The organism is Bradyrhizobium sp. B039 (genome assembly GCF_038965675.1).
Classification (GTDB): domain Bacteria; phylum Pseudomonadota; class Alphaproteobacteria; order Rhizobiales; family Xanthobacteraceae; genus Bradyrhizobium; species Bradyrhizobium diazoefficiens.
In genome coordinates, this window is the sequence record NZ_CP152416.1 from 8405521 (window position 1) to 8420366 (window position 14846).

Sequence of the window (14846 nt, forward strand, 5' to 3'; positions counted from 1 at the left end):
CCGCTATTGAGAGACGCGGCAATCGATCCGTCTCGCCGGTGCGTGGTTCAATGCAGCTCTACCTTCCGATCGCCGATCTTCCGGTCAACGTCTTCCTGGTGCTGGCGATGGGCGCTGCGGTCGGCTTCGTCTCCGGCATGTTCGGGATCGGCGGCGGCTTCCTGATGACGCCGCTGCTGATCTTCATCGGCATCACGCCGGCGGTCGCGGTCGCCTCGGTCGCTAGCCACATCGCGGCGTCCTCCTTTTCCGGCGCGATCTCCTACTGGCGGCGGCGCGCGATCGATCCGGCGCTGGCGAGCGTGCTGCTCTGCGGCGGCGTGACCGGCACAGCATTGGGGGTGTGGACCTTCACGCAGCTCCGCGCGCTCGGCCAGCTCGATCTGATGATCGCGCTGTCCTACGTCGTGCTGCTCACCACCGTCGGCAGCCTGATGTTCTCCGAAGGCCTGCGCGCCCTGATGCGGACGCGGCGCGGCACGGTGCCGCCGCGGCGCACGCACAACTGGATCCATGGCCTGCCGCTGAAGATGCGGTTCAAGCGCTCGAAGATCTATCTCTCGGTGATCCCCGTCTTGATCGTCGGCACCATGATCGGCTTTATCGGCGCCATCATGGGCATCGGCGGCGGCTTCATCCTGGTGCCGATCATGATCTACCTGCTGCGAGTGCCGACCTCGACGGTGATCGGGACGTCGATGGTCCTGACCCTGGTCACCATGCTGTTCGCAACCATGCTGCATGCGGTGACCAACCACCTCGTCGATGCCGTCCTGGCGCTGATCCTGATGGTCGGCGGCGTCACCGGCGCGCAGTTCGGCGCACGTGCCGGCCAGAAGATCCGCGGCGAGCAGCTTCGTTTGCTGCTGGGCCTCTTGATCCTCTCGGTCGGCGTCCGCTTTGCGATCGAGCTGGTGATCCGGCCGGAGGATCTCTTCACCATCCGTGAGCTCGGAGTGAGCGGATGATTCGCGCGCTGCTCGCAATCGTTCTCGTCCTGCTGCTCGGCAGCGCCGTGCGGGCCGAGCGGCTGATCGTGTCGGTCTCCAACCACCGCGTCACGGTGACGCCGAATTATTCCGGCGAGGAGCTGGTGCTGTTCGGCTCGGTCGAGAAGGACGCCACGACGCCCGCGGACCGCACGGCTTACGACCTCGTGGTCACCGTGATGGGCCCGCACGCCGACATGGTGACACGGCGCAAGGAGCGCACCTTCGGCATCTGGATCAACACCGACTACCGGCAATTCCTGCAGGTGCCGAGCTATCTGGCGCTGTTCGCCAACCGTCCGTTCGACGTCATCACCTCGCCCGACATCGCACGGCGGCAGCAGATCGGGCTGAACAACGTGCGGCTGACCCAGCGCGTCAGCGGCGATTATGCCGACGTGGTGCCGAACGACGCATTCCGCTCCGCCTTCATCCGCCTGCGCACCCAGCGCGGCCTCTATCGCGAGGATGCGAGCGCCGTGACGTTCCTGACACCGACGCTGTTCCGCACCGGCATTCCGCTGCCGGCCGAGGTGCCGATCGGGACCTACGAGGTCGAGATCAAGCTGTTTGCGGGCGGCGCATTCATCGGCAGGACCGAAACCGCCTTCGAGATCGTCAAGGTCGGTTTCGAACAGTTCGTCGCAACGACCGCGCGACAGAACGGCCTGATCTACGGCCTCGCCACCGCGGCCATGGCGCTGATGACGGGCTGGATGGCGTCGATCGTGTTCAGGAAGGATTGAGACTCACATTCCGGGGCGCGCGTAGCGCGAACCCGGAATCCATCGATCGGCGGAGTAGGCGGCGCGATGGATTCCGGGCTCGACGCTTCGCGTCGCCCCGGAATGACGACCTCCATCACGGCGCTTCCACCACCGTCGGCACGCCCGGCTCCAGCAATCGCAATCGCGTCCCGAAACCGAGCACATCGAACGTCTTGCGCAGGTCCTCGCTGTTCTGGCGGAAATGCGCCCAGCCTTCGGTATGCAGCGGCACGATCATCGCATCGGGAAAGGCCCGTGCGGTCTCGATGGTGTCGTTGGTGTCCATGGTGAGATGGAACGGCCCGCGCGTCTGCGCAGCGCCCGCGAACGGCAGCACCACGCCGCATTTGAATCGGCGCGCGACCTCGGCGACGCCGTCGAACCAGGTGGTGTCGCCGCTGATATAGACCGCGCTTGTGTCCTTGCGGTTTGAGGACACCACGAAGCCGATGACATCACCCGACAGCGGCTCGATGCCGGCAGGACCGTGACGCGCCGGCGTCGCGGTGATCGTCAGAGAATTGCCGTCACGATCCTTCACATGCGAGGTCGCCCAGGGCGCAAGGCCTTCGGCATGGCCGCCGAGGCGCTTGGCTCCGGCCTCTGTCGTCAGCACGCGCTTCGCATGTTTGAGAAACTCGCGACCGGAATTGTCGAGATTGTCCGAATGCTGGTCGTGGCTGAGCAGGACCGCATCGACCGGACCGATCATATCGGCTGTCAACGCGGGCCCGATCGTCTTCTCCAGCTTCACATGCGGCAGCTGGTACGCGCCTGGCGCATCGAAGGTCGGGTCGGTGAGGAGACGGAAGCCGTCGATCTCGATCAGCGCGGTCGGGCCGCCGATCAGGGTGATGGAGATGGGCATGATGAACCTTCCTTACGATGCGGCCTTTGACGGAAGCGGCTTTGACGAAGGCGACTTGGCCGGCCGGGTCACCAGATAGATGCCGAGTGCGACCGGGATGATGCCGAGCAGGTCGCGGGCCTCGACATGCTCGCCGAGCACGAGGAAGGCGAACAGCATGCCGAGCGGCGGCATCAGGAAATGATAGGCGCTGGCAGCGGTGGCGCCACACACTTTCAGGAGATGAAACCAGAGCCAGTAGGCGAGGATGGAGCCGCCGAGCACGAGGAAGGCGAAGGCGCCGATCAGGCTTGGGGTGACATCGATCGCGTGGACGTCGGCGAAGGTGAGCGCGACCGGCGTCAGGACGATGCCGGCGGCGAGATTCTGCACGCCGTTGCCGATCCACAGGCTTCCCTTCGGCGCGAGCAGCTTGAACAGGATCGTGCCGAGGACGATGGAGGCGAGCGAGGCCAGCGTGAAGACGATGCCGTGCCATGAATCGGTGCCGACCGACAGGCGATGCCAGACGATTGCCGTCACGCCGATGACGCCGAGCAGGAGACCGCCCGCCTTGCGCCAGGTCATGCCTTCGCCGAGCAACAATGCAGCGAGCGCCGCGGTGAACACCGGATTGGCCGACACGATCAGGCCGCCGAGCCCGGCGGAGACCGATTGCAGGCCGGTGTAGCCGAGCCCGAGATAGAGCGCGTTGTTGGCGATGCCGAGCACAGCGAAGATCGCGGCATCGCGCCAGGACAAGGACCAGCTGTCGCCGCGGATCAGCGTCGCACCGAGGATCAAAATGCCGGCGAGCGAGAAGCGCGCGGCGAGCAAGATCAGCGGCGGGCAATGGGTGACGCCGATCTTGCCGGCGACGAAGGCATAGCTCCAGAGCAGGCAGAACAGGCCGATGGCGAGCGGCAGCGTGTTGAAGCGGCTGCGGGGAACGGGAATCGAGGGAGCGAGCGACATGAGGGCATTCTCCTGAGCCCTCGATCTAGGGAGGCCGCTTGCCATTTGGAAATTAAATGATTAACTTCCAATCAGTGGATTTTCGAATGGAGGCGCCCATGCTCGATCTCGAGCTTCTGCGCAGCTTCGTCTCGGTGGTCGAGGCCGGCGGCTTCACCCGCGCCGGCGAGCGCGTCCACCGCACGCAATCGACCGTAAGCCAGCAGATCAAGCGGCTGGAGGAGGATGTCGGCCAGGTGCTCCTGCACCGCGACGGCAAGGACGTGCGTCCCACCGAAGCCGGCGAGCGGTTGCTGTCCTACGCCCGGCGGCTGCTCTCGCTTGCAGAAGAAGCGCGCGACGTGCTGAGCCAGCCCGACAGCGAAGGCGCGATCCGGCTCGGCATTCCCGAGGATTTTGCGGCCTATCGCCTGGCGAAATTGCTGGCGACGTTCTCGCGCTCGCATCCCGGCCTGCGGCTCGACGTCCGCGCCGACCAGAGCAAGAACCTCGCCCGCGATCTCGAACGCGGCGAGCTTGATCTGGCGCTTTACAAGCGCGAGGCCGGCGAGAAGGGCGCGATCGCGGTGTGGCCGGAGCGGGTGCACTGGGTCACCAGCAAGAGCCATCCGATCGACGCGGGCGCGCCGTCGGTGCCGCTGATCGGCTTTCCGCTGGGCTGCCTCTATCGCGCCGGCGCCATCCACGCGCTGGAGAGTGCGGGCCGCACCTGGCACATGGCCTACACGTCATCGAGCCTCGCCGGCATCCAGGCCGCGGTCGCCGCCGGCATGGGGCTGAGCATCCTGTCCGAAATGTCGATCCAGGCCGATCATCGCGTGCTGACCGCGAAGGACGGCTTTGCGCCAATCAACAAGACCGAGGTGGCGCTGATGGCTGCGCCGGATGCGAGCCCGGCAACGCTGCGGCTCGCGGATCGACTCGCGGAGTTCTGCGATAACGTGCAGGCGAAGGCGGCCTAGTCGCCACGAGGTCGGTCTGTTCCCTCCCCCCTTGCGGGGGAGGGAGTGCAGTTGTGCACGTGGCGCGCGCAGCGTGTGTTCAGTACGCTACGCTCAATAACACCGCGACGCGGCGATGGCGTGGACGCGGCGGTCGCCGAGCAGATGGGCGACAAAACCGTTCTTCGGGAAGATCTTTGCAAACGCCGCGTCGCGGATGCTGAGGCCGCCGGCATAGGCGCCGAAGGCGGGCATCACGGCGCGCATCCCGTCACTGGCGAAGCAGCGGCGCTCCATCGAACGGCCGCGCGCGGAGACGCGGGCCTTGGGATGGAGATGGCCGGCGATCTCGCCATGCGCGCCGGTCGGCTCGTGGCGGAACGTGATCGGGCCGATCGCGACCTCGTCGGCGACGGTGCCGCCGAGATCGCGCGGCAGCATCGGATCGTGGTTGCCGGAGATCCAGATCCAGTCGCGACCGGATTGGAGTCCGGCGACGGCGTCGCGATCCTCAGCGGAGAGTCGCTTATGCGCGGTGCGATCGTGAAAACTGTCGCCAAGCGCGATGACGGTGCGCGGATCATGGCGGGAGATGACAGCAGCGAGCCGGCCGAGTGTCGCGATCGTATCGTAAGGCGGCAGCAACACGCCGCGGCTGGCGAAGCTCGAGCCTTTTTCGAGATGCAGGTCGGAGACAACGAGCAGGCGCTGCTCTTCCCAGAACAGGGCGCCGGAGAGATCGGCGGCGAACGTCACATCGCTGATGGTGACTCTGGAAACGCGCATGTCCTCGACATCTCCTGAAACCAGCGCGCCTGCCGTCACGTCAAAACCTGCTCTTATCCCATCGCCTCTTTGACCAGCTCGTCGGCGGCTTCGGCCAGGAGCTCGTCTGCAGCTTCGCCATAGACTGACTCGCGGCCGATTTCCAGCATCACGGGGACGGCGAGCGGGGAGACGTGGTCGAGTTCCCGGTGGGTGATACGGCCCTGGATGCGGGCCAGCATGCCGCCGAGACGGCGCAGGTCGAGCAGCCCGGTGGCGGCATCGGCGCGGGCGGCGCGCAGCAAGACGTGATCGGCCTGGTGCTTGCGCAGCACGTCGTAGACGAGATCGGTCGAGAACAGCACCTGGCGGCGGCTCTTGTCCTCATTGGTGAAGCGGCGCTCGATCAGGCCGGAGATCAGCGCGCAGTTGCGGAAGGTGCGCTTCATCAGCGCGGATTCGGCCAGCCATGCTTCGAGATCGTCCCCCAGCATGTCGGGGTTGAACAGCGCGTCGAGATTGAGCTCACCGTTGCGGACCATGAAGGAGGCGTCGCCCAGCCCCCAGATCGCCACCGCATATTCGTTGGCGACAAAGCCGAGCGGCCGGGCGCGGGCACGCTCCAGACGACGCGTCAAGAGCATGCCGAGCGTCTGGTGCGCGAGGCGCCCTTCGAAGGGATAGCAGATCAGATAATGCTTGTTACCGCGTGGAAAGGTCTCAACCAGAAGCTCGCGGACACCCGGCACGCGCGAGACGTCCTTCTGCAACGACAGCCAGTCGCGCACCTGCTCCGGCAGACCGTTCCATGCGCGCCTGTCGTCGAGCAGGCGGCGCACACGCTCCGCCAGATAGGTCGAGAGCGGGAACTTGCCGCCCATATAGGACGGCACCTTCGGATCCTTGTCGTTGGCGCGGGAAACATAGACCTGATCCTCGGCAAGCGCCTCGTAGCGCACGACCTCGCCGCCGAACACAAAGGTGTCGCCGGCGGTCAGCCCCTCGATAAAGTATTCCTCGATCTCGCCGAGCACGCGGCCGCCGCGCGCGATCGCGCCGGTCGAACCGCTGCCGGTGGAGCGGGAACGCACCAACCGCACCTTCAGCATCGGCTCCTCGACGATGGTGCCGACATTGAGACGATAGCTCTGCCGCACCTTTGGATTGGCGACGCGCCAGCGTCCCTGCTTATCCTGCCTGATGCGGGCGAAGCGCTCGTAGGTCTTCAGCGCGTAACCGCCGGAGGCGACGAAATCGACGACATCGTCAAAATCCTGCCGCGCCAGACCGGCGTAAGGCGCGGCAGTGCGCACCTCGTCATAGAGCTCGTCGGAGAGAAACGGCTCGCCGCAGGCGCAGCCGAGCACATGCTGGGCCAGCACGTCGAGCGCGCCGGTGCGCAGCGGCGGCGTGTCCTGCGCATTCTCGGCGATGGCATCGATCGCGACACGGCACTCCAGCACCTCGAAACGGTTGGCCGGCACCAGCACCGCGCGCGAGGCCTCGTCGAGGCGGTGATTGGCGCGGCCGATGCGTTGCATCAGGCGCGACGAGCCCTTGGGCGCGCCGATATTGACGACGAGATCGACGTCGCCCCAGTCGACGCCGAGGTCGAGCGAGGAGGTGCAGACCACGGCGCGCAGCTTACCTGCCGACATCGCGTCCTCGACCTTGCGGCGCTGGGCGACGTCGAGCGAGCCGTGATGCAGCGCGATCGCGAGCCCGTCGTCGTTCATGCGCCAGAGATCCTGGAACAACATCTCCGCCTGGCTGCGGGTGTTGACGAAGACCAGCGTGGTCTTGTTCGCCTTGATCAGCTCATAGACCTCGCTGAGCGCGTGGCGCGCCCCGTGGCCGGCCCAGGGCAGCCGCTCGCGCGTATCGAGCATCTCGACCAGCGGCGGCGCGGCACCGCCGGCGATCACGATGTCGGCGGCCACTTCCTTGCCGCCGGGCTGCGGCACCAGGAAGCGCGCGAGCTGATCAGGCTCGGCCACGGTCGCCGACAATCCGATCGCGCGGATCTGCGGCGCCAGCCGCCACAACCGCGCCAGCCCGAGCGAGAGCAGATCGCCGCGCTTGGACGTCACCAGCGCGTGCAGCTCGTCCAGCACGATGCGCTTCAAGGAGGAGAACAGGAACGGGGCGTCGTCGGAGGAGAGCAGAAGGGCGAGCTGCTCCGGCGTCGTCAGCAGGATATCAGGCGGATAGCGCCGCTGGCGCTGCCGCCGCGACACCGGCGTGTCGCCGGTGCGGGTCTCGACCTTGATCGGCAGCGCCATCTCGGCGATCGGTCGCTCCAGGTTGCGCGCGATGTCGACGGCGAGCGCCTTGAGCGGCGAGATGTAGAGCGTGTGGAGGCCAGCGCTACGCTGCACGCTGCGGCCGGTGGAGACGAGGCTGTTGTTGTCACCTCCCCCCTTGTGGGGGAGGTCGGCAGCCGCAGGCTGCCGGGAGGGGGGTAGAGCCACGAACGGTGCTTGTGGCCACCCCCCTCCCCGCCCCTCCCCCACAAGGGGGGAGGGAGAAGAGAAAGAAGACAACTCCACCAGCGTCGGCAGAAATCCCGCCAGCGTCTTGCCGGCACCGGTCGGCGCGATCAGCAGCGCGGAGCGGTCCTCGCGCGCCTTCTCCAGCAGCACCAGTTGATGCGCGCGCGGCGACCAGCCGCGCGCCGCGAACCACGCCTCGAAGCGGTCGGGCAGCGGCGCGGCCGGCTCGGCCGGGATTTTGTGGATGCGGGGCGGCACGGCATCACAGGTAAGCCGTGGGGGCGGGTTCGTCGAGGGGTGGAGGGAGGTCTCGTAGGGTGGGCAAAGCGTAGCGTGCCCACCATTCGCGTATGGATACCTGGAGAGATGGTGGGCACGGCGCTATGCGCCTTTGCCCACCCTACGACGTCCTGCCCGTTTCCTACTCCGACATCGGCTTGTCGGAGATATCCCAATCCTTGCCGGTGAAGGTGGAGATGAAGAGCGTCTTCATCGGCGTGTAGTCCTCGGGCGTGTAGCTGTAGGTGACGCCCTCGAGGAAATAGGGCGAGTGGAAGCCGGCAAGAGTCGAGGCCTGCTTCAGCACGTTGGCACGCGTGAGATCATCGCCGCAGCGGCGCAGGATCTCGCCCATGGTGACGGCCTGGCCGTAGCCGGCGAAGGCGATGGTGTTGTCGGGGTCGATGGCCGGCGTGTACTTCTTGCGCAGCTCCTCGAACGCCATCACGTCGGGGTCCTTCTCCCATTTGGGCAGGCCGACTTCCTTGTTGTAGCGGATGGCGACGATGCCGGCGGCATTCTCGAGGCCCGCGGCGTTCAGAATCGAGCGGCCGGTCGAGCCCGCGGACAACAGTTGCAGCGGCTTCCAGCCGAGCTCGGCCACTTTCCGGATCGACTGCGACGACGCCTTGCCGGTGGAGATGTTGTAGAACACGTCGGCGCCCGACTTTGAGAGATTGATGAGCTGGGAATCGACGGTCGGCTCGGTGAGATCGTAGGTCTGCTCCATGATCACCTGCGCGGTGCCGCCGGCGTCAGTCAGCACCTTCTTGAAGGGACCGAGGAAGTCGCGGCCAAAATCGTCGTTCTGGTAGAGGATGCCGATCTTGGCGTTCGGCTTCACGCTGACGACATGCCGCGCCAGGATGCGCGCCTCGGTCGGATAGAGCGGCAGGCCCGCCATCGTCCATTTGAACTCTTTCGGATTGTTCCACTTCGACGCGCCGGTGTTGAGCAGCAGCTGCGGCACGCCCTTGGAGTTCAGGTATTTGTGCACGGCGGTCTGCGGCGCGGTGCCGAGCGAGCCGTAGAGCGCCAGCACCTCCTCCTGCTCGACCAGGCGCCGCGTCGCCTCGACGCATTTCGGCGCGCTGTAGGCGTCGTCCATGGTGAGAAACTTGATCTTGCGCCCGTTGATGCCGCCCTTCTCGTTCAGCATCTGGAAATAGGCCTCGCCGACGCGCCCGAGCACGCCGTAGAGCGAGCCGGGGCCGGAATGCGGCACGGTCTGCCCGATCTTGATCTCGGTGTCGCTGGCGCCCGCATCGTATTTCTTCTCCGCGGCCCAGACATATGGCGCGGGCAAGGTGGATGCGGCGATGGTGGCGAGCGCGGCGGCGCTGAAATCGCGCCGCGATGGATTCTTGGTCATTATTTGTTTCTCCCTGGCGCGCGCATTGTGCTGGCATCGCAGCACGGCTCGCAAGTCCGAAGTCGTCGCTTTGCGACGCAATGACGCTCAAATCGCGGGGCGTTTAGCGCCTAGACTCAAGTTTTCTCGGCGACGACGACGAGGCCGCGCACCGGCTCGTTGTTCTCGTTGCGCGGAGAGCCCGGCTCCAGGGTGAGGAGCTTCAGTCCGGCTTGCGCAATGGCGCCGCGCACATATTCCGCCGAATGGGCATAGCGCAGGCCTTCGCCGAGAACGATGCCGCTGCCGTCATGCGTCTCCAGCGTGAAGGCAAGCACGCCGCCCGCTGCAAGCACGCGCCCGGCTTCGGCCAACACCGGCGCGAGATCGGAGAGATAGACGAACGCGTCCGCGGCCACGACGAGGTTCGCGCATCCATCGCCCTTGCTGCGCAGGCCCTCGATCATGTCGGCGACCTCGAGCTCGGCGTAGAGATCGGTCGCGCGCGCCACCCTGATCATGCCGGGCGACAGGTCGATGCCGATGAAATGATCGACCTGCTTGGCGAAGGCGGCGGCCGCAAGCCCGGTGCCGCAACCGAGATCGATGGTGCGCTTGAAGAAAGCCGGCTTCTTCGCGGCAACGCGGGCGGCCAGCACCGCCTTGAAGATCAGCGCCGGGGCGCGATAGCCGAGATCGTTGATCAGCACGTCTTCGAAACGCGGCGCGTACTGGTCGAACAGGGCCTGCACATAAGCCTTGGGCATCTCCGTCATCTGCGCGTCGCCGAGCCGGATCAGATGCAGGCCGGCACCGTGCTGATCCCCAGGATCGGACTCCCGCGATTTGCGAAAGGCCGCGATGGCCTTGTCGGGCTCGCCGAGTTGCTGTCGGATCTCGCCGAGCGTGAACCAGGCCGAGGCGAAATTCGGTGCGAGCTCGATCGCTTGCTCCAGGAGGTCGGCGGCGGCAGGCAGATCGCCCTTGAGCTGGAGGTCGCGCGCGAACTCGAAACGGCGGTCGGCCATGAGATCGCCGGAGGTCAGAAACAGGCGGAGCGGCATTGGGAACCAGGAAGCGAAGCGGGTGGTGACTCGAAGATGCGGTGAAGCAGCCTATATATCAGTCATGCGCCCGCAAGACATCCTGTTGCCAGCTGCTGCCGGCCTGTGCTGCAAGCCCGGCGGCTTCCACATCGATCCCGTGCGCCCGGTCGAGCGGGCCTTGATCACCCACGGCCATTCTGACCATGCCCGCGCCGGCCATGGCGCGGTGCTGGCGACGCAGGAAACGCTCGACATGATGCGGCTGCGCTATGGCGAGAATTTCGCCGGCTCGACGCAAGCCATCCGTTACGGCGAGGAGATCCGGCTCGGCGATGTCAGCGTGAAATTCCACCCGGCCGGGCATGTGCTGGGCTCGGCGCAGATCGCGGTGACATGCAAAGACACCTGCATCGTCGCCTCCGGCGACTACAAGGACGCGCGAGATCCGACCTGCGCGCCGTTCGAGCTGGTGCCCTGCGACGTCTTCATCACCGAGGCGACGTTCGGCCTGCCGGTGTTCCGGCATGGCGATGCGGCCGATGAAGTGAAGAAGCTGCTCGCCTCGGTCGCGCTGTTTCCCGAACGCGCGCATCTCGTCGGCGCCTATTCGCTCGGCAAGGCGCAACGCGTGATCGCGCTGCTGCGGCAGGCCGGCTATGACGCACCGATCTATCTGCATGGCGCCATGGAGACGATCACCCATTACTACCAGAGCCGCGGGATCGCACTCGGCGATCTCAGGCCCGTGATTGGCGTGAAGAAGGCGGCGCTCGCCGGCACCATCACGCTGGCACCGCCGTCAGCGACATCAGATATCTGGACGCGCCGTTTTCCCGATCCCGTCACCGCCTTCGCCTCAGGGTGGATGCGCGTGCGCGCCCGCGCGCGGCAGCGCGGCGTCGAATTGCCGCTCGTGATTTCCGACCACGCCGACTGGGACGGCCTCACCGCCACGATCGCGGCGACCGGCGCCGGCGAGATCTGGGTCACCCACGGCCAGGAAGACGCGCTGGTGCATTGGTGCCAATCGCGCGGCCTGCGGGCGCAGCCGCTCGATCTCGTCGGCTATGGCGACGAGGAGGAGAGCGAGACGCAGCTTCAAGACGAGGCGGAAGGATGAACCGTTTCGCCGAACTTCTGGACCGTCTCGCCTACGAGCCCGGCCGCAACAACAAGCTGCGGCTGATCACCGGCTATTTCCGCGAGGTCGGCGATCCCGATCGCGGCTACGCGCTCGCTGCGCTGACCGGCGCGCTCAGCTTCAAGCACGCCAAGCCGGCGCTGATCCGCGACCTGATCGCGTCGCGCACGGATGAGGTGCTGTTTGGGTTGTCCTACGACTACGTCGGCGATCTCTCGGAGACGGTGGCGCTGATGTGGCCGAAGCGCGCGGGAGATGGCGGGCAGTCTTTTCCGGGCCACCCCTCTCCCCCGCCCTCCCCCACAAGGGGGGAGGGAGCGCAGCGGAACGCGGCGCTGTCAGCGAGCACAACAACTAATAGCGATTCCCAAAGTGATGGAGGCACGAGCCTCTCCGTTCCCTCCCCCCTTGCGGGGGAGGGTCAGGGAGGGGGGTACCGCGGGCGAGATGCCAGCGATGCGCTCCACCCAAGCAACCACAACAACCCACCTCCCCCAACCCTCACCGAAGTCGTCACCACGCTCCGCACCCTCGGCAAGACCGAGCTGCCAAAACAGCTCGAACGCTGGCTCGACGAGCTCGACGAGACCGGCCGCTGGGCGCTACTGAAGCTCGTCACCGGCGCGCTTCGCATCGGCATTTCCGCGCGGCTGGCGAAGACCGCCGCGGCGGCGCTCGGCGACAAGGACCCGCATGAGGTCGAGCTGATCTGGCCGGGGCTCGCGCCACCCTATCTCGACCTGTTCGCCTGGCTGGAAGGCCGCGGCGAAAAGCCGGTCAATCGCGATCCCGCGCCGTTCCGCCCGGTGATGCTCGCGCATGCGATCGACGATACCGATTTCGTCGCGCTCGATCCCGCCGACTACATCGCCGAATGGAAATGGGACGGCATCCGCGTGCAGGCGGTTGCGGGCCGCGACGACCGCGGCCACGTCACTGCCCGGCTCTATTCGCGCACCGGCGAGGACATCACGGGGAGCTTTCCGGATCTCGTGCCATCGCTGCGCCTGCCGGGCGCGATCGACGGCGAGCTTCTGATCCTGCGCGAGGGCCGCGTGCAGAGCTTCAACGTTCTCCAGCAGCGGCTCAATCGCAAGGTGGTCTCGCCAAAGCTGATCAAGGAATTCCCGATCCATCTGCGCGCCTACGATTTGCTCGGCGACGATGAGAACGATTTGCGTGAATTGCCGTTCACGGAGCGGCGGGAACGGCTGGAAACATTCATCACTAAGCTCGGCGATCCCCGCATCGATCTGTCGCCCATCGTGCCCTTCGCGAGCTGGGAGGCGCTGACCGCCGCGCGCGCCGACCCCGCAAGTGCCGGCGCCGGCGAGGATGCCGACGCCGTCGAGGGCGTGATGCTGAAGCGGCGCGATGCGCCTTATCTGCCCGGCCGGCCGAAGGGCCAATGGTGGAAGTGGAAGCGCGACCCGCACATCATCGATGCCGTGCTGATGTACGCGCAGCGCGGCCACGGCAAGCGCTCGTCCTATTATTCCGACTACACGTTTGGCGTCTGGACCGAAGGTGAGACCGGCGACGAGCTGGTACCGGTGGGAAAGGCCTATTTCGGCTTCACCGACGAGGAACTACTCCAGATCGACCGCTTCGTCCGCCGCAACACCACGGAAAAGTTCGGCCCGGTGCGCCATGTCGTGCACGAGGGCGACAAGGGGCTGGTGCTGGAGGTCGCGTTCGAAGGGCTGCAGCGCTCGCCGCGGCACAAATCAGGCGTCGCGATGCGCTTTCCCCGCATCAGCCGACTGCGGTGGGACAAGCCGCCGCGGGAGGCCGACCGGCTGGAAACCCTGGAAAAGATGCTGAAGGCGGAGGCGGCGGAGGTTGAGGCTTGAAGCGTGCTGAGACGAGGCTCGATTGTCGCCAAGGCGACGGTGCGCCCCCTCTCCCGCTTGCGGGAGAGGGTTGGGGTGAGGGTGTCCCCTCATCGGGATTCCCCAAGAGGACAGAGCCCTCACCCGGCGCTCGGGACGATGCTTCGCATCGCCGGACGCGCCGACCTCTCCCGCAAGCGGGAGAGGTGAGCCCAGCCGCCGGCGTGCACCCAAATCGCTGGCGCGCTGCCGAAATTAAAATGCGGTAAGCTGATTGACGGCCGGTTACGGGTTCCCCATGTGCCCCGCCGTGACTTATAATCGGATCGAATCCCGCGAGGAGTTTTTTGCGATGGTCCAAGACGTCAGAGATTTGCCGGCCGGCCGCAGTGACGGCCTGAACCGCTTTCTCGGCGGCTCGCCGCTGGCGGTCGCGTTTCGCCTCGTCCTGCTCTCGATCCTGGTGGGCGTCGTGCTGGCGGCGATCGGCTTCGATCCCTGGAATATCATCTACAGCATTCGCCTCTTGTTCCAGCGGCTGTGGGATCTCGGCTTCGATGCCGTGAACTGGCTGTGGCGCTACTTCCTGCTCGGCGCGGTCATCGTGATTCCGATCTGGCTGCTGTCGCGCGTCTTCGGCGCGCCGCGCCGCTAAGTCCGGGTCAAGCTCAGGGAGCCCGCAGCCGATGCAATTACGCTTTGTCGGCTGCGGCGACGCCTTCGGCTCGGGCGGCAGGCTCAACACCTGCTTCCACGTTGCGGGGCGCGAGGCCAACTTCCTGATCGATTGCGGCGCGTCGGCCCTGCCTGCGCTGAAGCGACTCGAGATCGACCGCAACGATATCGATCTGATCCTGATCACGCATTTCCACGGCGACCATTTTGCCGGCCTACCGTTTGTCCTGCTCGACGCGCAGTTCTCGCGGCGAACGCGACCGCTGACGATCGCGGGCCCGCGAGGCATCGAGACGCGGCTGCGCGAGGTGATGGAGGTTTTGTTCGAGCATTCCTCGAAGACCAAGCAGCGCTTCGAGCTCTCCGTCGTCGAGCTCGCGCCCGGGCAAAGGCGCAATTTCGGTGCGGTGACGGTGACGCCCTACCCGATCGTGCACGGCGAATCCGGCGGCCCGTTCCTCGCCTACCGCGTCGAGACCGAGGGCCGCACGCTCGCCTACAGCGCCGACACCGAGTGGACGGAGACGCTCATTCCGCTGGCGCATGGCGCGGACCTTTTCGTCGCGGAAGCCTATATGTACGAGAAGGTGGTCAAGAACCATCTCAGCCTGAAGACCTTGGAACAGCATCTGCCGGCGATCGGCGCCAAACGCCTCGTCCTCACCCACATGAGCGACGACATGCTGTCGCGCCTCGCCGATATCGAGCATCTCGCCGCCGAAGACGGCATGGTGCTCGTGTTCTGA

13 protein-coding genes are annotated in these 14846 nt (G+C 66.2%); 7 read left to right on the plus strand and 6 right to left on the minus strand.

The features are described from left to right. Positions 1-50 precede the first annotated feature (50 nt). Positions 51-968: a sulfite exporter TauE/SafE family protein gene (locus AAFG50_RS39670; RefSeq protein WP_028172821.1), complete on the plus strand. Its 918-nt coding sequence runs from the start codon at positions 51-53 to the stop codon at positions 966-968. Further along, entirely contained in the window at positions 965-1735 is a 771-nt protein-coding gene (locus tag AAFG50_RS39675) for a TIGR02186 family protein (RefSeq protein WP_028172820.1), read from the plus strand. Before AAFG50_RS39670 ends, AAFG50_RS39675 begins: the two co-directional genes overlap by 4 nt. A gap of 115 nt (positions 1736-1850) precedes the next feature. On the opposite strand, the gene AAFG50_RS39680 is transcribed toward AAFG50_RS39675, so the two are convergent. Together AAFG50_RS39680 and AAFG50_RS39685 are read right to left on the minus strand one after the other, a co-directional pair. Continuing rightward, entirely contained in the window at positions 1851-2624 is a 774-nt protein-coding gene (locus AAFG50_RS39680; protein WP_028172819.1) for an MBL fold metallo-hydrolase, read from the minus strand. Positions 2625-2636: 12 nt separating this feature from the next. Further along, positions 2637-3578 (minus strand): DMT family transporter, encoded by a 942-nt coding sequence (locus AAFG50_RS39685; protein ID WP_028172818.1) that lies wholly within the window; start codon positions 3576-3578, stop codon positions 2637-2639. A 98-nt stretch (positions 3579-3676) separates the two neighbouring features. On the opposite strand from AAFG50_RS39685, the gene AAFG50_RS39690 reads away from it, so the two are divergent. Beyond that, entirely contained in the window at positions 3677-4540 is an 864-nt protein-coding gene (locus AAFG50_RS39690) for a LysR substrate-binding domain-containing protein (RefSeq protein WP_028172817.1), read from the plus strand. A 93-nt stretch (positions 4541-4633) separates the two neighbouring features. Here AAFG50_RS39690 and pdeM read toward each other — a convergent pair whose 3' ends face one another. The 4 genes from pdeM to AAFG50_RS39710 all read right to left on the minus strand — a co-directional run bounded on the left by pdeM (position 4634) and on the right by AAFG50_RS39710 (position 10470). Next, the gene (pdeM, locus tag AAFG50_RS39695) at positions 4634-5305 is read right to left on the minus strand and encodes a ligase-associated DNA damage response endonuclease PdeM (protein WP_049832443.1); all 672 of its coding nucleotides are present in this window, start codon (positions 5303-5305) and stop codon (positions 4634-4636) included. A gap of 53 nt (positions 5306-5358) precedes the next feature. Further along, positions 5359-8034 carry a ligase-associated DNA damage response DEXH box helicase gene (locus AAFG50_RS39700; protein WP_028172815.1) on the minus strand — a complete coding sequence of 892 codons (2676 nt, stop codon included), beginning with the start codon at positions 8032-8034 and terminating at the stop codon, positions 5359-5361. Between the two features lie 163 nt (positions 8035-8197). After that, positions 8198-9427 (minus strand): ABC transporter substrate-binding protein, encoded by a 1230-nt coding sequence (locus AAFG50_RS39705; RefSeq protein WP_028172814.1) that lies wholly within the window; start codon positions 9425-9427, stop codon positions 8198-8200. Between the two features lie 116 nt (positions 9428-9543). Further along, positions 9544-10470: a methyltransferase domain-containing protein gene (locus tag AAFG50_RS39710; protein ID WP_028172813.1), complete on the minus strand. Its 927-nt coding sequence runs from the start codon at positions 10468-10470 to the stop codon at positions 9544-9546. Positions 10471-10534: 64 nt separating this feature from the next. Between AAFG50_RS39710 and AAFG50_RS39715 the strand changes: the two genes are divergently transcribed. The 4 genes from AAFG50_RS39715 to AAFG50_RS39730 all read left to right on the plus strand — a co-directional run bounded on the left by AAFG50_RS39715 (position 10535) and on the right by AAFG50_RS39730 (position 14846). Continuing rightward, complete coding sequence (locus AAFG50_RS39715) at positions 10535-11572, plus strand: ligase-associated DNA damage response exonuclease (protein WP_028172812.1); 1038 nt, start codon at positions 10535-10537, stop codon at positions 11570-11572. Further along, positions 11569-13446 carry an ATP-dependent DNA ligase gene (locus AAFG50_RS39720; protein WP_028172811.1) on the plus strand — a complete coding sequence of 626 codons (1878 nt, stop codon included), beginning with the start codon at positions 11569-11571 and terminating at the stop codon, positions 13444-13446. The genes AAFG50_RS39715 and AAFG50_RS39720 overlap by 4 nt, the downstream gene beginning before the upstream one ends. A 331-nt stretch (positions 13447-13777) precedes the next feature. Further along, positions 13778-14080 (plus strand): DUF6460 domain-containing protein, encoded by a 303-nt coding sequence (locus AAFG50_RS39725; RefSeq protein WP_028172810.1) that lies wholly within the window; start codon positions 13778-13780, stop codon positions 14078-14080. Positions 14081-14111: 31 nt separating this feature from the next. Next, on the plus strand, positions 14112-14846 hold the full coding sequence (locus AAFG50_RS39730) for an MBL fold metallo-hydrolase (RefSeq protein ID WP_028172809.1): 735 nt from the start codon (positions 14112-14114) through the stop codon (positions 14844-14846).

What these genes read in the sequence shown, in the direction of transcription:
- AAFG50_RS39705 (WP_028172814.1), bottom strand. Translation starts at nt 9,427, where the DNA reads ATGACCAAGAATCCATCGCGGCGCGATTTCAGCGCCGCCGCGCTCGCC.
- AAFG50_RS39725 (WP_028172810.1), top strand. Translation starts at nt 13,778, where the DNA reads ATGGTCCAAGACGTCAGAGATTTGCCGGCCGGCCGCAGTGACGGCCTG.
- AAFG50_RS39720 (WP_028172811.1), top strand. Translation starts at nt 11,569, where the DNA reads ATGAACCGTTTCGCCGAACTTCTGGACCGTCTCGCCTACGAGCCCGGC.
- AAFG50_RS39715 (WP_028172812.1), top strand. Translation starts at nt 10,535, where the DNA reads ATGCGCCCGCAAGACATCCTGTTGCCAGCTGCTGCCGGCCTGTGCTGC.
- pdeM (WP_049832443.1), bottom strand. Translation starts at nt 5,305, where the DNA reads ATGCGCGTTTCCAGAGTCACCATCAGCGATGTGACGTTCGCCGCCGAT.
- AAFG50_RS39675 (WP_028172820.1), top strand. Translation starts at nt 965, where the DNA reads ATGATTCGCGCGCTGCTCGCAATCGTTCTCGTCCTGCTGCTCGGCAGC.
- AAFG50_RS39670 (WP_028172821.1), top strand. Translation starts at nt 51, where the DNA reads ATGCAGCTCTACCTTCCGATCGCCGATCTTCCGGTCAACGTCTTCCTG.
- AAFG50_RS39730 (WP_028172809.1), top strand. Translation starts at nt 14,112, where the DNA reads ATGCAATTACGCTTTGTCGGCTGCGGCGACGCCTTCGGCTCGGGCGGC.
- AAFG50_RS39685 (WP_028172818.1), bottom strand. Translation starts at nt 3,578, where the DNA reads ATGTCGCTCGCTCCCTCGATTCCCGTTCCCCGCAGCCGCTTCAACACG.
- AAFG50_RS39710 (WP_028172813.1), bottom strand. Translation starts at nt 10,470, where the DNA reads ATGCCGCTCCGCCTGTTTCTGACCTCCGGCGATCTCATGGCCGACCGC.
- AAFG50_RS39690 (WP_028172817.1), top strand. Translation starts at nt 3,677, where the DNA reads ATGCTCGATCTCGAGCTTCTGCGCAGCTTCGTCTCGGTGGTCGAGGCC.
- AAFG50_RS39680 (WP_028172819.1), bottom strand. Translation starts at nt 2,624, where the DNA reads ATGCCCATCTCCATCACCCTGATCGGCGGCCCGACCGCGCTGATCGAG.